The 18,135-nt window shown below is 45.8% G+C and carries 12 protein-coding genes; 5 read left to right on the top strand and 7 right to left on the bottom strand.

Annotated elements, in window-relative coordinates; genetic code table 11:
- Window positions 1-73: 73 nt before the first annotated feature.
- The 5 genes from F0228_RS15720 (at window position 74) to F0228_RS15700 (ending at window position 8,648) form a co-directional block, all read left to right on the top strand.
- Window positions 74-1,795 carry a glycoside hydrolase family 9 protein gene (locus tag F0228_RS15720; RefSeq protein ID WP_171762435.1) on the top strand — a complete coding sequence of 574 codons (1,722 nt, stop codon included), beginning with the start codon at window positions 74-76 and terminating at the stop codon, window positions 1,793-1,795.
- Window positions 1,796-1,797: 2 nt separating this feature from the next.
- Window positions 1,798-2,682, top strand: a complete 885-nt coding sequence (locus F0228_RS15715) for an N-acetylglucosamine kinase (RefSeq protein ID WP_171731574.1) — start codon at window positions 1,798-1,800, stop codon at window positions 2,680-2,682.
- A 12-nt stretch (window positions 2,683-2,694) separates the two neighbouring features.
- Window positions 2,695-4,629 (top strand): family 20 glycosylhydrolase, encoded by a 1,935-nt coding sequence (locus F0228_RS15710; RefSeq protein WP_171762434.1) that lies wholly within the window; start codon window positions 2,695-2,697, stop codon window positions 4,627-4,629.
- Window positions 4,630-4,756: 127 nt separating this feature from the next.
- Complete coding sequence (locus tag F0228_RS15705) at window positions 4,757-7,162, top strand: N,N'-diacetylchitobiose phosphorylase (protein WP_017066806.1); 2,406 nt, start codon at window positions 4,757-4,759, stop codon at window positions 7,160-7,162.
- Between the two features lie 73 nt (window positions 7,163-7,235).
- Window positions 7,236-8,648, top strand: coding sequence for a phosphoglucomutase/phosphomannomutase family protein (locus F0228_RS15700; protein WP_171762433.1), 1,413 nt, complete (start codon window positions 7,236-7,238; stop codon window positions 8,646-8,648).
- A gap of 131 nt (window positions 8,649-8,779) precedes the next feature.
- Here the strand turns inward: F0228_RS15700 and F0228_RS15695 are convergent, their stop codons facing one another.
- The 7 genes from F0228_RS15695 to acnB all read right to left on the bottom strand — a co-directional run bounded on the left by F0228_RS15695 (window position 8,780) and on the right by acnB (window position 17,927).
- Window positions 8,780-9,808 (bottom strand): ABC transporter ATP-binding protein, encoded by a 1,029-nt coding sequence (locus F0228_RS15695; protein ID WP_061032490.1) that lies wholly within the window; start codon window positions 9,806-9,808, stop codon window positions 8,780-8,782.
- On the bottom strand, window positions 9,808-11,433 hold the full coding sequence (locus F0228_RS15690) for an iron ABC transporter permease (RefSeq protein ID WP_061032489.1): 1,626 nt from the start codon (window positions 11,431-11,433) through the stop codon (window positions 9,808-9,810). Before F0228_RS15690 ends, F0228_RS15695 begins: the two co-directional genes overlap by 1 nt.
- Before the next feature lie 248 nt (window positions 11,434-11,681).
- Window positions 11,682-12,695: a Fe(3+) ABC transporter substrate-binding protein gene (locus F0228_RS15685; RefSeq protein ID WP_102426158.1), complete on the bottom strand. Its 1,014-nt coding sequence runs from the start codon at window positions 12,693-12,695 to the stop codon at window positions 11,682-11,684.
- A gap of 295 nt (window positions 12,696-12,990) precedes the next feature.
- Window positions 12,991-14,220 carry an ammonium transporter gene (locus F0228_RS15680; RefSeq protein WP_076655082.1) on the bottom strand — a complete coding sequence of 410 codons (1,230 nt, stop codon included), beginning with the start codon at window positions 14,218-14,220 and terminating at the stop codon, window positions 12,991-12,993.
- Window positions 14,221-14,247: 27 nt separating this feature from the next.
- Entirely contained in the window at window positions 14,248-14,586 is a 339-nt protein-coding gene (glnK, locus tag F0228_RS15675; RefSeq protein WP_004738200.1) for a P-II family nitrogen regulator, read from the bottom strand.
- A gap of 224 nt (window positions 14,587-14,810) precedes the next feature.
- On the bottom strand, window positions 14,811-15,179 hold the full coding sequence (locus F0228_RS15670; RefSeq protein WP_171762432.1) for a YacL family protein: 369 nt from the start codon (window positions 15,177-15,179) through the stop codon (window positions 14,811-14,813).
- 159 nt (window positions 15,180-15,338) lie between these two features.
- Entirely contained in the window at window positions 15,339-17,927 is a 2,589-nt protein-coding gene (gene acnB, locus F0228_RS15665) for a bifunctional aconitate hydratase 2/2-methylisocitrate dehydratase (protein ID WP_171762431.1), read from the bottom strand.
- Between the last annotated feature and the right edge of the window lie 208 nt (window positions 17,928-18,135).

Genomic DNA, 18,135 nt, shown 5'->3' with positions numbered 1-18,135 from the left:
GGACCCTAACTACTTATATCCAAAACAATTCAGGTACCTAGCCACAAGAAACTAGGACCTTTGGAGAATATTGATGCTGTTATTGACCAACCATATTGGCTACGAATCTTCGGCTCCTAAGCAAGCTATTCTGCAGACAAAGAAAGCGCGTTTATCCAGTACCACTGCATTGCTCGTGTGTGCCGACAACCACATTACCGTGGGTAACTTCGACGTTGTAAAACAGGGTCGCGTAGCAAACTGGCATCAAGGGCAATTCTTCACGATCGATTTCAGCGCATTCACTGAGAGCGGACGTTACTACCTGCGCTTTGACAACCTTCGCTCTGAAGTGTTCGAGATTGGTAACAACCTACTAATGAGCCACACTTTTTCTGATGTGCTTCACTACTTTAAATCACAACGTTGTGGCGGCATTTTTGATAAGAAAGATCGTCAAGCCCAAATTCTTGGCACCGACCGATACGTTGATGTTCATGGTGGTTGGTACGACGCATCAGGTGATGTAAGCAAGTACTTTAGCCACTTGTCTTACGGCAACTACCTCAATCCACAACAGATTCCTATGGTTGTTTGGAACATGCTCAAAAGCGTGCGCTTAACCAGTGACAATCCAGACTTCCCTAAATTCTCCATGACTCGCCTAACAGAAGAAGCGCTATTCGGTGCCGATTTCTTAGTACGTATGCAAGACGCGGCTGGATACTTCTACATGACAGTATTCGATAAGTGGAGCAAGGATATCAACCAACGCGACATCTGCGCGTACTCCACTCAAGAAGGCCATAAATCAACAGATTTGCAAGCCGGCTACCGACAAGGTGCTGGTGTGGCTATTGCAGCACTTGCCGCAGCGTCTGAACTAGACATATCGGGTAGCTACTCGAGCCAAACCTATCTTGATACCGCGACTAAAGGTTACTGGCATCTTAAAGAGTACAACTTACAGTACCTAAACGATGGTGAAGAGAACATCATCGATGAGTATTGCGCCCTACTCGCGGCCAATGAGCTTTACCGAGTAACACAAGACGAACAATACCTTTCAGAAGCAAGAACTTGGGCGACTCGTTTAATCTCTCGCCAACAGTCAGATGATTCATTTGAGCACTTCTGGTCAGCTAATGCTGATGGCTCTCGCCCATACTTCCACGCCGCGGAAGCAGGGTTGCCAGTGATAGCCCTGTGCGAATACATCAATAATGAAACTGACGCAGAGCTCAAAGAACAAGCTCGCATTGTTGTTGAACAAGCATGTCAGTTCGAAATCAACATCACCGATAAAGTCACCAACCCATTTGGCTACCCAAGACAGTACGTAAAAAATGTTGATGGTGATAAGCGCGATGCTTTCTTCGTAGCTCAGAAGAACGAAACCGGCTACTGGTGGCAAGGTGAAAACGCACGTCTTGGTTCCATTGCAACCATGGCTTACCTCGTTCAACCACATATTAAAGATCACGGCTTGCAAAAACGTTTGATCCAGCTTTCACAGAACAGCCTCGACTGGATCTTGGGCCTTAACCCTTACCACATGTGCATGCTTGATGGTCACGGTCATAACAACCCTGACTACTTACCTCAGCTTGGTTTTTTCAATGCCAAAGGCGGTATCTGTAACGGTGTCACCGCTGGCTTTGAAGATGATCAAGACATTGCGTTCAATCCACCAGCACAAAAAGATGACATGCTTCAAAACTGGCGCTGGGGCGAACAATGGATCCCTCACGGTGCTTGGTTCCTATTGGCAACCGCTGCGCAATTCAATTTCCTAGCACAGCGTAAGGAGCAATAATCATGACGCTTTACTACGTAGGTATTGATGGTGGCGGCACGTCTTGTCGTGCTCGTATTCGCGATGACCAAGGCACACTCATTGGTGAAGCGAAAAGCGGCAGCGCTAACATCCTTTTAGGTGTTGATGTTGCGATGAGCTCAATTATTGATGCGATTACTCAAGCAGCACAACAAGGGCAACTCGAATCAAGTCATTTTTCAAATATGCATGTCGGCCTTGCACTGGCTGGTGCTGAGCAAAAGTCAGCATGGTTCAACTTCATGGCTCAGCCACACCCTTTCGCCAGTATGACGCTCAACACTGACGCTTACGGTGCTTGTATTGGCGCTCACAATAGCCAAAACGGCGCCATCATGATTGGTGGCACTGGCTCATGCGGCATCTACCTACAAGATGGTGAGCAGCATGTCGTTGGTGGTCGTGAATTCCCAATTTCTGACCAAGGTGGCGGCGCGGTGATGGGGCTTCGCTTGATTCAACAAGTTCTGCTGGCAGAAGATGGCATTCGCAACAAGACAGCACTGACTCAACACGTGATGAACCACTTTGGCAATGATGTTGATGCCATCGTCGAATGGTCAAAAGGCGCGATTCCAAAAGACTACGGTCAATTCTCGCCAGCAATTTTTCAACTGGCTAACGAAGGCGATGAGCTCGCTATCGAGATGCTCAAGCAAACCGCCGCTGATATCGAAATGTTTGTACTAGCACTGCATCGCAAAGGTGCGGACAAGGTATGCCTGATGGGCAGTATCGCAGAGCGCATTCTCAACTGGTTATCACCACCAGTACAACAATGGATCGTTGAACCTCAATTTGACGCTATCGAAGGGGCATTGATGTTTGCCGGAAAACCACAACACAACTTGTATCAACAGGCTTAGCAGGGAAGTTATATGAATTATCGCATCGACTTAGCTGTTCTTTCTGAACAAAAACACAACTGCCGATTTGGCCTTACGGTACATAACTTAAGTGATCTTGACGTAACTGATTGGTCACTCCATTTTGCATTTGACCGATTCATCCTTCCAGAGAGTCTGTCGCAAGGTGAATTAACTCAAGTAGGAAGCTTTTGTTCTTACCAGCCAAGTACCACCGTATTAAAGGCGAACAACCATTACTACCTTGAATTCAGTATTCAAAGCGCTCCATTCCGTTTCTATTCTGATGGTCTCAATGACGCCTTTATCCAAACACATAACCAAGGCGAAACCTCGGTACTGCCAGTTGCGATATCACCAATAGTGCTGGCTTCACCATATCGTGAACGCAGCCAAATCCCAGAAGTAGATGCGGCAGCGGTAGCACTGATCCCCCAACCGAATCAATTCGAGCTGAAACAAGGCGGCTTCGCACTGAACAAAGCGTGCACAGTTGAAGTTCAGTCACACCTTGCAGAGAAAGCTAGCACTTGGCTACAACAAGAATTACTGACTACGTTTGAGCTAGCGGTTTCAGCAGAACTCTCACCAGAAGAAAACTGTGACATTCTACTGCGTAGTAATCCGACTTTAGATGAAGCCGAGTACAAGCTAACGATCACCGCTCAGCAAGTGGTCGTAGAATCCGGCAGCCAATCAGGCTTTACGCATGCCGTCGCTAGCTTAATCCAATTGGTTCAACAACAAGATGCTGAACACTTCTCTGTGCCATGTTGCAAAATCGCCGATCAACCTCGTTTCAAATACCGCGGCATGATGTTGGACTGTGCACGTCACTTCCACTCGGTGGAGCAAGTGAAGCGTTTAATCAACCAACTGGCGCACTACAAATTCAACGTTTTTCATTGGCACCTAACCGATGATGAAGGTTGGAGAATAGAGATTAAGCGACTACCTCAACTCACTGAAATCGGTGCTTGGCGCGGCCCTGACTATGCATTGGAACCGCAATATACCCATATTGCGGAAAACTACGGCGGCTTCTACACACAGCAACAGATTCGCGAAGTTATTGAATACGCAGAGCAACGTAGCATCACTGTGATCCCAGAGATCGATATCCCGGGACACTGCCGCGCCGCGATCAAATCACTGCCTGATATGTTGGTAGAGCAAGCGGACACCACTCAATACAAGAGCATTCAGCACTACAACGACAATGTACTAAATCCAGGTTTATCGGGGACTTATCAGTTCTTAGATATCGTTATTGAAGAAGTCGCTGAGCTCTTCCCGAGTGAATTGATTCATATGGGCGCAGACGAAGTGCCACCTGGAGTGTGGACCAACAGCCCTGCTGCTCAAGCACTGATGAAAGAACATCAATACCAAGACAGCAAAGATCTACAAGGCCACCTGTTCCGCTATGCCGAGAACAAACTTAAGCAGCTAGGCAAACGCATGGTGGGCTGGGAAGAGGCACAACACGGCGACAAGGTGAGCAAAGAGACCATCATCTACTCGTGGCTCAGCGAAGAAGCCGCCGTGAACTGTGCTCGCCAAGGCTTTGATGTGGTTCTGCAGCCCGCACAATTTACTTATCTCGACATGACCCAAGATTATGCACCGGAAGAGCCGGGCGTAGATTGGGCTGCCGTTATCCCATTAGAACAAGCTTATACCTATGAAGCGCTTGCTGAGATATCCGACACCGACCCAATTCGTAAGCGGATCCGCGGAATTCAGTGTGCTCTATGGTGTGAGATCGTCACCAACCAAAAGCGTATGGATTACATGGTATTCCCAAGAATTAGCGCTTTAGCTGAAGGATGTTGGACACACAAAGACAACCGAAACTGGCTTGATTACCTGTCTCGCTTAAAAGGTCACTTGCCGCTACTCGACAGACTCAATGTTGATTACCGCAACCCTTGGAAAGCTGAATAAAACCAAACCACAGCATGCTCATACCGAGCGATAGCTGACTCAAATTAAGGTGCTCAGTCCAACAAAACTCAGCATCACTATTTAAAAATTAGCTGCATAGATGCAGTTTGTTAAAAAGGAAATGACAATGAAATACGGCTATTTCGATAACGACAATCGCGAATACGTCATCACTCGCCCTGATGTACCAGCACCTTGGACCAACTACCTAGGTACTGAAAAGTTTTGTACTGTAATTTCGCACAATGCGGGCGGTTACTCGTTCTACAACTCTCCGGAATACAACCGTGTTACTAAATTCCGTCCAAACGGCACCTTTGACCGTCCAGGACACTATGTTTACCTGCGTGATGATGAGACTGGTGATTACTGGTCTATCTCGTGGCAGCCAGTGGCAAAAAGCCTAGATGAAGCGAACTACGAGGTTCGCCACGGCCTGTCATACTCAAAGTTCAAATGTGAATACAGCGGCATTACCGCAACCAAAACGCTATTCGTACCTAAAGGTGAAGATGCAGAAGTTTGGGACGTTGTGCTAAAGAACAACACTGATAAACCACGTACTATCAGCACATTCTCATTTGTAGAGTTCTCGTTCAGCCACATCCAATCAGACAACCAAAACCACCAGATGTCTCTGTACTCTGCGGGCACGTCTTACCAAGAAGGTGTGTTGGAATACGATCTGTACTACAACACTAACGACTTTGAAGGCTTCTACTACTTAGCGTCAACCTTCTCACCAGACAGCTACGACGGTCAACGTGACAACTTCCTTGGCATGTACCGCGATGAAGCTAACCCAATTGCGGTTGAAAACGGTAAGTGTTCGAACAGCGCTCAAACCTGTTACAACCACTGTGGTTCTCTGCATAAGCAATTTACCATTCAACCAGGTGAAGAAGTTCGCTTTGCTTATGTACTAGGTATCGGTAAAGGCAACGGTGAACGCCTACGTGAAAAGTACCAAGACACTGCAAACGTAGATGCAGCGTTCCAAGGTATCAAGGATCACTGGGACGAGCGTTGCAACAAATTCCAAGTTAAGTCGCCAAACGAAGGCTTAGACACCATGATCAACACCTGGACGCTATACCAAGCCGAAACCTGTGTGGTTTGGTCACGCTTTGCTTCATTCATCGAAGTTGGTGGTCGTACTGGTCTGGGTTACCGTGATACGGCGCAAGATGCTATTTCAGTACCTCATGCCAACCCACAAATGACCAAGAAGCGTATTATCGACCTGCTTCGCGGCCAAGTGAAAGCGGGCTACGGTCTACACTTGTTCGATCCAGACTGGTTCGATCCAGAGAAAGCAGACGTCGAGCCATCAAAATCACCAACGGTTGTTCCAACACCGTCAGATGACGACAAGATCCACGGCATTGAAGACACATGTTCTGATGATCACCTATGGATCGTTCCGACCATCATCAAATACGTAATGGAAACTGGCGAGCACGACTTCTTTGACGAAGTGATTCCTTACGCAGACGGCGGTGAAGCGACAGTCTACGAACACATGAAAGCGGCACTGAACTTCTCTGCAGAATACGTTGGTCAAACAGGTATCTGTAAAGGTCTACGTGCTGACTGGAATGACTGTTTGAACCTAGGTGGCGGTGAATCTTCAATGGTTTCATTCCTACACTTCTGGGCTCTGCAAGAATTCTTAGACTTAGCTAAGTTCCGCAATAACGACGCTGATGTTGCGAAATACACAGAAATGGCAGCGAACGTTCGTGAAGCGTGTGAAACACACCTTTGGGATGATGAAGGCGGTTGGTACATTCGTGGTCTAACCAAAAATGGCGACAAGATCGGTACAGCTCAACAAGCTGAAGGTCGTGTACATCTTGAGTCAAACACGCTAGCAGTTCTATCTGGTGCGGTTTCTCAGGAGCGCGGAGAGAAAGCGATGGATGCAGTCGATGAGAACCTATTCTCTGAATACGGCTTGCACCTAAACTCTCCATCGTTCGCGACACCAAACGATGATATCGGCTTCGTCACTCGCGTTTACCAAGGCGTAAAAGAGAATGGCGCTATCTTCTCTCACCCGAACCCATGGGCTTGGGTAGCAGAAGCGAAACTTGGCCGTGGTGACCGTGCGATGAAATTCTACGATGCACTTAACCCATACAACCAAAACGACATGATTGAAACACGTTACGCAGAACCATACTCGTACGTGCAATTCATCATGGGTAAAGACCACCAAGACCATGGCCGCGCTAACCACCCTTGGTTAACCGGTACTTCTGGTTGGGCATACTTTGCGGTAACCAACTTCATTCTTGGTGTCCGTACTGGCTTTGAAGGCTTAACCGTAGATCCTTGTATCCCAACAGATTGGCCAGAGTTTGAAGTGACTCGTCAATGGCGTGGTGCGACATACAACATCACAGTACAGAACCCGAATGCAGTAAGCAAAGGGGTTGCCTCTATCACTATCAACGGTGAGTCAGTAGAAGGCGCAATCCCAGTTCAAGCAGAAGGCAGCGTGAACGATGTTGTCGTTGTTCTAGGCTAGTCACGCAACTTAACCAACCACTCTTGCCTCAAGCCTATTGGGTTTGAGGCAAAGAGACTAAAAGGATTTTCTAATGATTAAATTTGGTACAGGTGGCTGGCGCGCTTTCATTGGTGAAGAGTTCACCAGAGAGAACGTTCGCCTTGTGGCACAAGCGCTGGCAAACATCATCAACAATGAAGATGCAGCCAAAAATGGATTTGTGATCGGTTACGACCGTCGCTTCCTTTCCGATAAAGCTGCATGTTGGTTTGCTGAAGTTTTAGCCGCTAACAACATCAAAGTCAGCTTCATCGATAAGTTTGTTCCAACCCCTATCGTCATGTTCCAAGCGAAAGAGATGGGCTGCACCTACTCGGCATGTATTACCGCTTCTCACAACCCAGCGGATTACAACGGAATCAAGGTGTTTATTGAAGGTGGTCGCGATGCTGATGAGATCATCACAGAGAAGATAGAACAGCAAATCGCAACTCTAACCAACGAAGACGTTATCCGCGTCGACTTCGAACAAGCGTTGAATGACAAAGAGATCGAGATCATCAACCCAATGAACGACTTTGTTGATTCGATCATTAACTTCATCGATATCGAGTCAATCAAGAAAGCGAATCTGCGCGTACTGATTGACCCAATGTTTGGTGTAGCGAAGAACGCCCTACAAACGGTTCTTATCAATGGCCGTTGTGATGTCGACGTGATCAACGATGGTAAAAACCCAGATTTTGGTGGATTAATGCCATCACCAAGCGCAGCTACGCTCTATCGCTTGAAGCACTTAGTTGCAGCTGAAGGGTATGACATCGGTATTGGTACCGATGGCGATGCTGACCGCTTAGGTATTATCGATGAGAAAGGTAGCTTCATTCACCCAAACGAAGTACTACTCCTGCTTTACTACTACTTGCTGGAATACAAAGGCTGGAAGGGCTCTGTTGTTCGTAACATCGCAACCACACATCTACTGGATAAAGTGGCGGCAGATCATGGTGAGAAAAGCTTTGAGGTTCCTGTAGGCTTTAAGCATATCAGCTCGCAAATGGAGGCTGATGACTCTCTGATTGGCGGCGAAAGTTCAGGTGGTTTAACCATTCGTGGTCACATCAAAGGTAAGGATGGCGTATTTGCTTCAAGCTTACTGGTTGAGATGATCAGTGTGACAGGCAAGAAGCTGTCTGAATTACTTGATGAGATTTACTCTAAATATGGCTATGCCTACACCGCGGAAGGCGATTGTAAGTTTAAACCTTCAGAGAAAGAAGCGCTCTACACTAAGATCTACGTCGAGAAGCAACTACCTGAATTTGAATACGAAATTGAAAAAGTCAGCTATGAAGATGGTGCCAAGGTGTACTTCAAGAATGGCGGCTGGGTAATTGCTCGCTTCTCAGGAACAGAGCCGTTACTACGAATCTTCGCAGAAATGGAAGATAAAGACACTGCAGAACGTGTTCTTCAAAAAGTGAAAGACTTCCTCTCTCTATAGGCTTATAGAGTGCAGCAGTTTTGTATGGGACTTAACAAATCACTGCCTTGTTAAAGCCTATAAGTGAAGAACTCTTGCCCAGTACTTTGGTGAAAGTACTGGGCTTTTTTATAGCTGAGCCACTAAAACACCTAAAAAGCCAGTACGCCTTTAGTGTCTACTTTCACGGTCACTGGCATACCAACTTCTAACGCTTCCGACGAAGTCGCCAGTAGCTTTTGCCCATTGGCTTCAATCACATAGCGACAATGGTCACCCATGAATTGCTGCTCCAATACCGACAAGTTACTGTCTGTATCATGGCTCGCGACAATGTGCTGAGGTCTTAGTAACAGCGCACACTCAGAGCCAACATCAATCTCCGTTTGCGCTTTTGCTTCCACTAAGCCCAAGCTGGTTTCGAATTCATTATCTGAGATACGCTGAGCATTTAAGTAACTACCACCACCTAAGAAATCAGCCACAAACTTGCTTGAAGGGTGGAAATACAACTCAGATGCTGAGCCATATTGTTCAATCACACCATGGTTCATTACGGCCATTTTATCCGCAAAGGCAAACGCTTCTTCACGACTGTGAGTAACAAAAATAGCGGTTACGCCCTGCTTCTTAAAGATCTTGCGGATCTGAGAAATCAACTCATGACGAACTTGGGTATCAATGTTCGAGAACGGTTCATCAAGTAGCAATAAATCAGGCTTGTAAGCCAAAGAGCGAGCAATAGCGACACGTTGCTGTTGTCCACCAGACAACTGATGAGGATAGCGCTCACCATATTGATCAAGGTGAACCAGTTCTAGCATCTCTTTCACTTTTGCTTTCTTGTCTTGCTCAGACATATCACGCAGTCCAAATGCCACGTTCTGATTTACGGTAAGGTGCGGAAACAGCGCATAATCTTGGAAGATCATGCCGATGTTACGTTGCTCTGGTGGTAGCCAATTCTTACCATCATCAATAGTCTGACAGTTGAGATTCATTACCCCATGGCTCAACGGAAGTAATCCAGCAATTGCTTTTAATAAAGTTGTTTTACCACAGCCACTAGCGCCAAGTAGACATACGATCTCGCCATGTTCAACTTCAAGAGAAAGTGACTCGAGAACCGTTTGAGACTCATACTTACAAGTCAGATCTTTAATAGATAATGCACAGCTCATTAGTTTTTTTGCTCCAAAGAACGGTTGACGATGATCAATGGGATTAGACCCACCAGTACAAGTAACACAGCAGGCATCGCAGCCAGCTCTAGATGCTCGTCTGAGGCATAGTTATAAACATAGGTAGCTAGGGTTTCAAAGTTAAACGGACGCAGCAATAGCGCTGCATTCAACTCTTTCATCGATTCGATAAACACCAATAGTCCTGCAATCAAAGCACCACGCTTAATCAGAGGCAAATGCACTCGGCGTAACATCTGGTTGGTGTTACAACCCATGGTCTTTGAAGCCATATCCAAAGACGGCGACACTTTACTTAGGCTACTTTCCACACTGCCGATAGCAACCGCAGAAAAACGCACTACCATCGCAAAAATAAGCGCGAACATAGAGCCAGAGAAGATCAGCCCCGGACGTCCCCACTCCATCACTTTCGCAATATCATTAATTAAGTGGTCCATGAACAAAACCGGCACCATCACACCAATTGCCAACACGGTGCCAGGTACGGCATAACCCATAGAAGCAAGACGCATGTATGCCTGACTTCTCTTGCCTGGGCTTACTCGCTGATTAAAGTTCACAATGAGAGCAATGATCACACCGATGATCGCAGCCACAATAGAAACATATAAGCTGTTAACCGCGTATTCTCTAAATTCTGGAGTCCAGCTTTGACCGAAGTATTTATAAGCATAAATAATTAACTGACCAAGCGGGAACAAAAATGCGACGCAGACTAGCCCCCAACACCAAAACATTGCTAGCCATTTTTTCCAACCAGACAGGTCATAACGAAAATCTTCACTACTACTGAATTGATTTTGAAATAGCTTCTGTTTACGGCGACTGTATCGCTCCGAGCTTAACAATAGAATCACGATAACCAACATGATTGCCGATATTTTCGCTGCCGCGGTCAAGCTTGAGTAGCCTAACCAGGTATCATAAACCGCCGTTGTTAAGGTGTTCACCGCAAAGTAGCTGACCGTGCCGAAGTCACCGATGGTTTCCATGGCAACAAGTGATAAACCGACAGCCATTGATGGGCGCACAAGCGGCAAAGAGATGCGGCGGAAGCTTTCCCAAGGTGAGCATTTCAATAATCTAGCGGATTGGAGTAGAGAGACGTTCTGCTCCATGAATGCAGCACGGCACAACAGGTATACATAAGGGTATAGAACAAGTGACAGAACAATAATTGCGCCAGACAAGGTTCTAATGTCCGGGAACCAATACTCCCCAGGCCCCCAGCCAGTTAGGTCGCGAAGCAGAATCTGCACAGGCCCGGCGAAGTCAAACCAATCGGTAAAGATGTATCCAACAATATAAGCTGGCATTGCGAGTGGCAAAACTAATGCCCACTGCAACACTTTCTCACCCGGCAAGCGACACATCGCCATGATCCAAGCTGAGGGGATACCAAATAGCAGCGACAAGAACATGGTTCCTATCACTAAAACGACAGTGTTATAAGCGTAAGTCGGCATCACTGTGGACATCAAATGAGAAAACAGCTCATTTGTTTCACCTACAGCGGTGGTGAATATCGCTAAGATCGGAAAAACCAGTAGTAAAGCTATCAAACCACTACTGGTGTTCCATAAATAATTCTTTTCTTTCATCGCCTAATTACAACGAGGCTTAATGAAACACAAATGCAGTTGCAAATACATCTCATGCCCTTTTAGTGGTGGGGGTTATTTATACCCATATACGGTAATGACTTCAAGGAGCTGTGCTAATAACTCTCAAGATCAAACGAGAGCTTTGTTTCAAAAAGTGACTTAACTAAAAACAAAACAACCTCAAGTACCCAAAACGGCAACTTGAGGTTGTTAAATCTAATATTGGCCGAAGCCTATATTAATAATTACAGGTCGAATTTAACTTCGTCTAGAAGCTTGATTGCAGCTTCGTGGTGATCTGCAATTTGGTCTAGAGAGATAGTATCTGCTTTGAATTCTCCCCAAGAAGCTACTAGCTCAGAAGGTTTAACATCAGCTTTAACTGGGTATTCGTAGTTTACTTCTGCGTACATACCTTGTGCTGTGTTACCAGATAGGAATTCCATTAGCTTAACTGCGTTCTCTTTGTTTGGAGAGTACTTAGCCATTGCCATACCAGAGATGTTTACGTGAGTGCCTGTCGTCTCTTGGTTAGGGAAGTTAATGTAAACAGCGTCAGCCCAAGCTTTTTGCTCTTTATCGTTAACCATCTTACCTAGGTAGTAGCTGTTACCAAGAGAAACGTCACATAGACCTTCTTTGATAGCTTTAACTTGTGCACGGTCGTTACCTTGAGGCTTACGAGCTAGGTTTGCTTTTACGCCTTCTAACCACTCTTTAGTTTCCGCTTCACCTTTGTGAGCTATCATAGAAGATACTAGAGAAACGTTGTATGGGTGCTTACCGCTACGAGTACAGATTTTACCTTTGAATTCAGGCTTCGCTAGATCAGCGTAAGTGAAGTCTTCACCTAGACGGCCAACGCGGTCACGTGAAGAGTAAACACTACGAGTACGTGTTGTTAGAGCAAACCACTCGTTGTCTGTATCTTGGTATTGAGCCGGGATGTTCTTTTCTAGAACGTCGCTGTTTACCGCTTGAACTAAGCCTTTTTCAGTTAGCTCAGATAGACGGCTGATATCAACTGTTAATACCACGTCTGCAGGGCTGTATTCACCCTCTTGAGCTAGCTTTTCTGCCAAACCTTTCTTAGCAAACTTAACATTTACCTCAATACCCGTCTCCTTTGTGAACTCATCGAACATTGGCTCAACAAGGAAAGGTTGGCGGTAAGAGTATACGTTTACTTCTTCTGCAGCCATTGCTGCTGGTGCGATAGTGCTGCACGCAAGAGCTGAAAGAGTTAGCAGTTTTTTCATGGTAAAATCCCTTATATCGAAATGATAATCTATATCAGTTGCGTTATTATATTCATCAATAACACAATTACAATGATATCCGACAAAAAAATTGTTCGCTCTGCGCCATCAGCCTCGCACTTTTGTAACAATCTATTTCAAAGTGACCGCTTATTCTTGCGAAGAGTTGCCGGCTAGCTCGGTTTATCTAAATCAATCAAAACTACTCGACCATTAATAACAAAACCCCACAACCAATAGCTATGGGGTTTTCTTTGTCCTGCCTAACCCGTTCAGGTTAGACAAATACTATTGATTATTTTACTGATACAAACTCTGGATAAGCACCAACACCACAATCGTGCATGTCCATACCTTCTAGCTCTTCGTCTTCACTTACACGGATACCGATTGTTGCTTTAAGTACAGCCCATACCGCCAGGCTCGCACCGAATACCCAAGCAAAGATTACTGCTGCACCGAATAGTTGTGCACCGAATGTAGCGTCTGCATTGCTTAGTGGCACAGCCATTAGACCGAAGAAACCACACACACCGTGCACTGAGATTGCACCTACTGGATCATCAATCTTAGCTTTATCTAGAGCGATGATGCTGAATACAACCAATGCGCCAGATACCGAACCAATTGCTACTGCAAATAGAGGTGATGGTGATAGAGGGTCTGCAGTGATTGCTACTAGGCCAGCCAACGCACCGTTAAGAATCATGGTTAGGTCCGCTTTACCCCAGGTTGTCTTACATACTAGTAGTGCTGCGATTGCACCCGCTGCTGCTGCTGCGTTGGTGTTAAGGAAGATTTGACCCACTGCTGTTGCGTTCTCAAAATCTGAAACCATCAGTTGAGAGCCGCCGTTGAAGCCGAACCAACCAAACCAAAGGATGAATGTACCTAATGTAGCAAGTGGCATGTTCGAACCTGGAATTGGGTAGATTTCACCGTTTTTACCATATTTACCTTTACGAGCACCAAGTAGTAGAACGCCTGCTAGCGCTGCTGCTGCACCCGCCATGTGTACGATACCTGAACCTGCGAAATCACTGAAGCCTGCTTCTGATAGGAAACCACCGCCCCAAGTCCAGTAACCTTCCATTGGGTAGATAAATGCTGTTAGCACTACAGAGAAGATTAGGAATGACCAAAGCTTCATACGCTCAGCTACTGCACCAGATACTACAGACATTGCGGTTGCAACGAATACTACCTGGAAGAAGAAGTCTGATTCTAAAGAGTGGTCTGCGCCTTCACCTTGAGTACCAATCAGAGTACCGAATGATGGTAACCAACCGCCTTCGCCGTTATCGACATACATAATGTTGTAACCAACGACTAAGAATGCAGTACATGCAATCGCGTACAAGCAGATATTCTTAGTTAAAATCTCTGTGGTGTTCTTTGAACGAACTAGGCCAGCTTCTAACATTGCGAAGCCTGCTGCCATCCACATTACCAACGCACCTGAAATGAGGAAGAAAAAAGTGTCTAGTGCGTAACGTAGTTCCGTTACTGTTGTTGTAAGTTCCATATTAAAGTCTCCAGTCCTTGTAATTCTTTAAAGTGCTTCTGCATCCATTTCACCAGTACGGATTCGTACAGCTTGGCTTAGGTCATACACAAAAATCTTACCGTCACCGATTTTGCCTGTGTGTGCCGCTTGGCTGATCGCTTCAACAACTCGGTCAACGTTTTCAGCTTGAGTAGCAATCTCTAGCTTCACCTTTGGCAGGAAGTCGACTTGGTATTCCGCACCACGGTATAATTCAGTGTGTCCTTTCTGACGACCAAAGCCCTTAACTTCAGAGACCGTCATACCTTCAATACCCACATCAGACAGCGCTTCACGTACGTCATCTAATTTGAATGGCTTAACAATGGCATTTATTAGTTTCATATTCGTTCCTTAAATTCTTCACTAATTCCGTTAATTCTCTTATTACAATCCAAGTTGTGTGCCAAGAATTTAACTTGTTGATTTTTAATAAGATGGTGATGATTAAGCGCTAATAAAAAAAAAGGTCGCACCAATTTGGTGCGACCTTTTCACTATCTTAATGCGTGGCTCTATTATTGCTCCAGTTTTGGGCAACGGAGTCCTAAGCACTGTTATAACAACGGCTAGTACCCTAGAAACTCAACCCAGCGCTCGATTAGCAACTCGAAGTCGTCAATTCCACAGCTTGCTTGGCTCTCACAGTTGTAAAAGTCGAACTCACTGCCCTCTTCCATTTCTTGCTCATGACCTAACACGTTTTCTTGAATCGTTACTTCATCTTCATTGATCGCTAGGCTAATCTCTTTGCCGAGCAGCGTCACTTCATTGCTCAGACCCTGTCGTGATTGCTCGATAAGCGCCATCACATGATCTAATTTCTGCTTATCTTTACCGATCTCTTCTTGTAACCAGCGGCCAACGATTTCATGTCCCATGCTGCATTTCACGTAGTACTCACCCATCAGAGTGTTTCTTGTAAATTCGAATTCCATAGTGGCTCCACGCAGTAACTGCAGACAGGGTTAAAAATGAGGCGAGAGTATATAGCGAAGTAATAAATAGATCGAGCTACTCATCCCCCAACATTCAGACATAAAAAAACGCCTTCTACGAATAGAAGGCGTTTAATCAATTATTTAGCCAGTCAGCGATTAAGCTGGTTCTTGGAAAATAACCGTGTCCGCTTTCTCCGTGTACTGACCCATTTTATGGAAGTTCAGGTAACGGTATGTATCTGCAGCCGTTGCATTGATCTTATCCGCGTACTCTAGGTACTCTTCTTTCGTTGGAATACGACCAAGAATCGCACCAACCGCAGAAAGTTCAGCAGATGCTAGGTAAACGTTAGCACCTGTACCCAAACGGTTCGGGAAGTTACGAGTAGACGTAGACATTACTGTCGACTTGTCTGCAACACGCGCTTGGTTACCCATACATAGTGAACAACCCGGAGTTTCGATACGAACCCCTGCACGACCGAAGATACCGTAGTAGCCTTCTTCTGTTAGCTGGTCTTTGTCCATCTTAGTTGGCGGAGCCACCCATAGACGAGTGCTTAGCGAGCCGTTGAACTCTTCAAGCATCTTACCTGCAGCACGGAAGTGACCGATGTTGGTCATACAAGAACCGATGAACACTTCTTGGATCTCTGTGCCTTGAACGTCAGAAAGAAGACGAGCATCATCTGGATCGTTTGGTGCACATAGGATTGGCTGATCGATGTCAGCAAGGTCGATTTCGATAACGTGTGCGTATTCAGCATCTGAATCGGCAGACAGCAACTCAGGGTTCGCTAGCCACTCTTCCATTGCCGTAATACGACGCTCGATAGTACGAACGTCACCGTAGCCTTCAGCGATCATCCACTTAAGCATAACGATGTTTGAGTTCAGGTACTCTTCGATAGACTCTTGAGACAGCTTAACTGTACAACCTGCAGCTGAACGTTCAGCTGAAGCGTCAGAAAGTTCGAACGCTTGCTCAACAGATAGGTGCTCAACACCTTCGATTTCTAGCACTCGACCAGAAAATTCGTTGATCTTACCTGCTTTCTCTACGGTTAGTAGACCTTGCTTGATGCCGTATAGAGGGATTGCATGTACTAGGTCACGTAGCGTGATACCTGGCTGCATTTCACCTTTAAAGCGAACCAAGATAGATTCAGGCATATCAAGAGGCATAACACCTGTTGCTGCCGCGAATGCAACTAGACCAGAACCCGCAGGGAATGAGATCCCTAGAGGGAAACGAGTATGCGAGTCACCACCTGTACCTACAGTATCAGGAAGAAGCATACGGTTTAGCCATGAGTGGATAACACCATCACCAGGACGTAGTGAAACACCGGCACGGTTCATGATGAAATCAGGTAGCGTATGGTGCGTGTTAACATCAACTGGTTTCGGGTATGCCGATGTATGACAGAAAGACTGCATCACTAGGTCAGCAGAGAAGCCAAGACAAGCAAGGTCTTTAAGCTCATCACGCGTCATAGGGCCAGTAGTATCTTGAGAACCTACTGTCGTCATCTTAGGCTCACAGTATTGACCCGCGCGAACGCCTTCAACACCACATGCTTTACCAACCATCTTCTGAGCTAGTGTGTAGCCTTTATCAGATGCAGATGGATCAACAGGCTTAGCGAATAAGTCTGTTTCTTCTAGACCAAGAGAAGCACGAGCACGACCTGTTAAACCACGACCGATGATAAGTGGGATACGACCACCAGCACGAACTTCATCCAGCAATACTTTGCTTAGTTCGAAGCTAGAGATCTCTTCACCGTTTTTACGTACAACACCTTCATATGGGAAAATATCGATAACATCGCCCATGTTCATGTTTTGAACGTCTAATTCAATCGGAAGTGCGCCTGAATCTTCCATCGTGTTGTAGAAGATTGGAGCAATTTTACCACCAAGACAAACACCGCCAGTGCGCTTGTTTGGTACGAACGGGATATCTTCACCCATGAACCAAAGTACTGAGTTTGTCGCAGACTTACGAGAAGAACCTGTACCAACAACATCACCTACGTAAGCAAGCTGAATGCCGTCTTTTTGCAGTTCTTCGATTTGAGCGATTGGGCCAACCGTACCTGGTTGATCTGGGTTGATGCCATCACGTTCCATCTTCAGCATCGCTTTTGCGTGTACTGGAATATCTGGGCGAGACCATGCATCAGGTGCTGGAGATAGGTCATCGGTGTTCGTTTCACCAGTGACTTTGAATACTTTTACAGTGATCTTTTCAGCGACTTTATCTTTCGCTGTGAACCATTCTGCATCAGCCCAAGATTGAATAACTTGTTGCGCTGATTCATTGCCAGCTTTTGCTTTCTCTTCTACGTCGTAGAACGCATCAAACATCAGTAGAGTATGAGACAGTGCTTTCACAGCGATTGGAGCAAGCTCAGCATCATCAAGTAGAGATACTAGAGATTCGATGTTGTAACCACCTTGCATAGTACCAAGCAATTCTGCAGCTTTTGCTTTGCTTACTAGTGGAGATGCTACTTCACCTTTAGTGATAGCCGTTAGGAAGCCCGCTTTTACATAGGCAGCTTCATCTACGCCTGGTGGAATGCGGTTTTCTAGTAGGTCAAGAATGGTTTCTTCTTCACCTTGAGGTGGATTCTTCAGAAGTTCAACTAGGCCAGCTACCTGCTCAGCATCTAGTGGTTTAGGAACAACTCCTTCGGCAGCACGTTCTTCGACGTGTTTACGGTAGGCTTCAAGCACGACTTTTTTCCTCTCATTGCGGTTCACTTCTCACCTTCATAATTGTTAGTAAAATAAAGAAGTGAACATCCTTGGAAACTTGGCTCTCCATTGCCATTTTTGTCATTCAATTTGTATTGATGAGCGGCGTCATAGAGGCCAAACTGTGGGCGGTAGAATAGCAAATTTAACGTTAAATTAAAATCTTATCATTTTGACCAACATAGCA

The organism is Vibrio sp. 99K-1 (assembly GCF_013114585.1).
Lineage (GTDB): Bacteria > Pseudomonadota > Gammaproteobacteria > Enterobacterales > Vibrionaceae > Vibrio > Vibrio chagasii_B.
This window is presented reverse-complemented; position numbering and strand designations above follow the sequence as displayed.

What these genes read in the sequence shown, in the direction of transcription:
- F0228_RS15695 (WP_061032490.1), bottom strand. Translation starts at nt 9,808, where the DNA reads ATGAGCTGTGCATTATCTATTAAAGATCTGACTTGTAAGTATGAGTCT.
- F0228_RS15690 (WP_061032489.1), bottom strand. Translation starts at nt 11,433, where the DNA reads ATGAAAGAAAAGAATTATTTATGGAACACCAGTAGTGGTTTGATAGCT.
- F0228_RS15710 (WP_171762434.1), top strand. Translation starts at nt 2,695, where the DNA reads ATGAATTATCGCATCGACTTAGCTGTTCTTTCTGAACAAAAACACAAC.
- F0228_RS15680 (WP_076655082.1), bottom strand. Translation starts at nt 14,220, where the DNA reads ATGGAACTTACAACAACAGTAACGGAACTACGTTACGCACTAGACACT.
- F0228_RS15700 (WP_171762433.1), top strand. Translation starts at nt 7,236, where the DNA reads ATGATTAAATTTGGTACAGGTGGCTGGCGCGCTTTCATTGGTGAAGAG.
- F0228_RS15670 (WP_171762432.1), bottom strand. Translation starts at nt 15,179, where the DNA reads ATGGAATTCGAATTTACAAGAAACACTCTGATGGGTGAGTACTACGTG.
- F0228_RS15685 (WP_102426158.1), bottom strand. Translation starts at nt 12,695, where the DNA reads ATGAAAAAACTGCTAACTCTTTCAGCTCTTGCGTGCAGCACTATCGCA.
- F0228_RS15715 (WP_171731574.1), top strand. Translation starts at nt 1,798, where the DNA reads ATGACGCTTTACTACGTAGGTATTGATGGTGGCGGCACGTCTTGTCGT.
- F0228_RS15705 (WP_017066806.1), top strand. Translation starts at nt 4,757, where the DNA reads ATGAAATACGGCTATTTCGATAACGACAATCGCGAATACGTCATCACT.
- glnK (WP_004738200.1), bottom strand. Translation starts at nt 14,586, where the DNA reads ATGAAACTAATAAATGCCATTGTTAAGCCATTCAAATTAGATGACGTA.
- F0228_RS15720 (WP_171762435.1), top strand. Translation starts at nt 74, where the DNA reads ATGCTGTTATTGACCAACCATATTGGCTACGAATCTTCGGCTCCTAAG.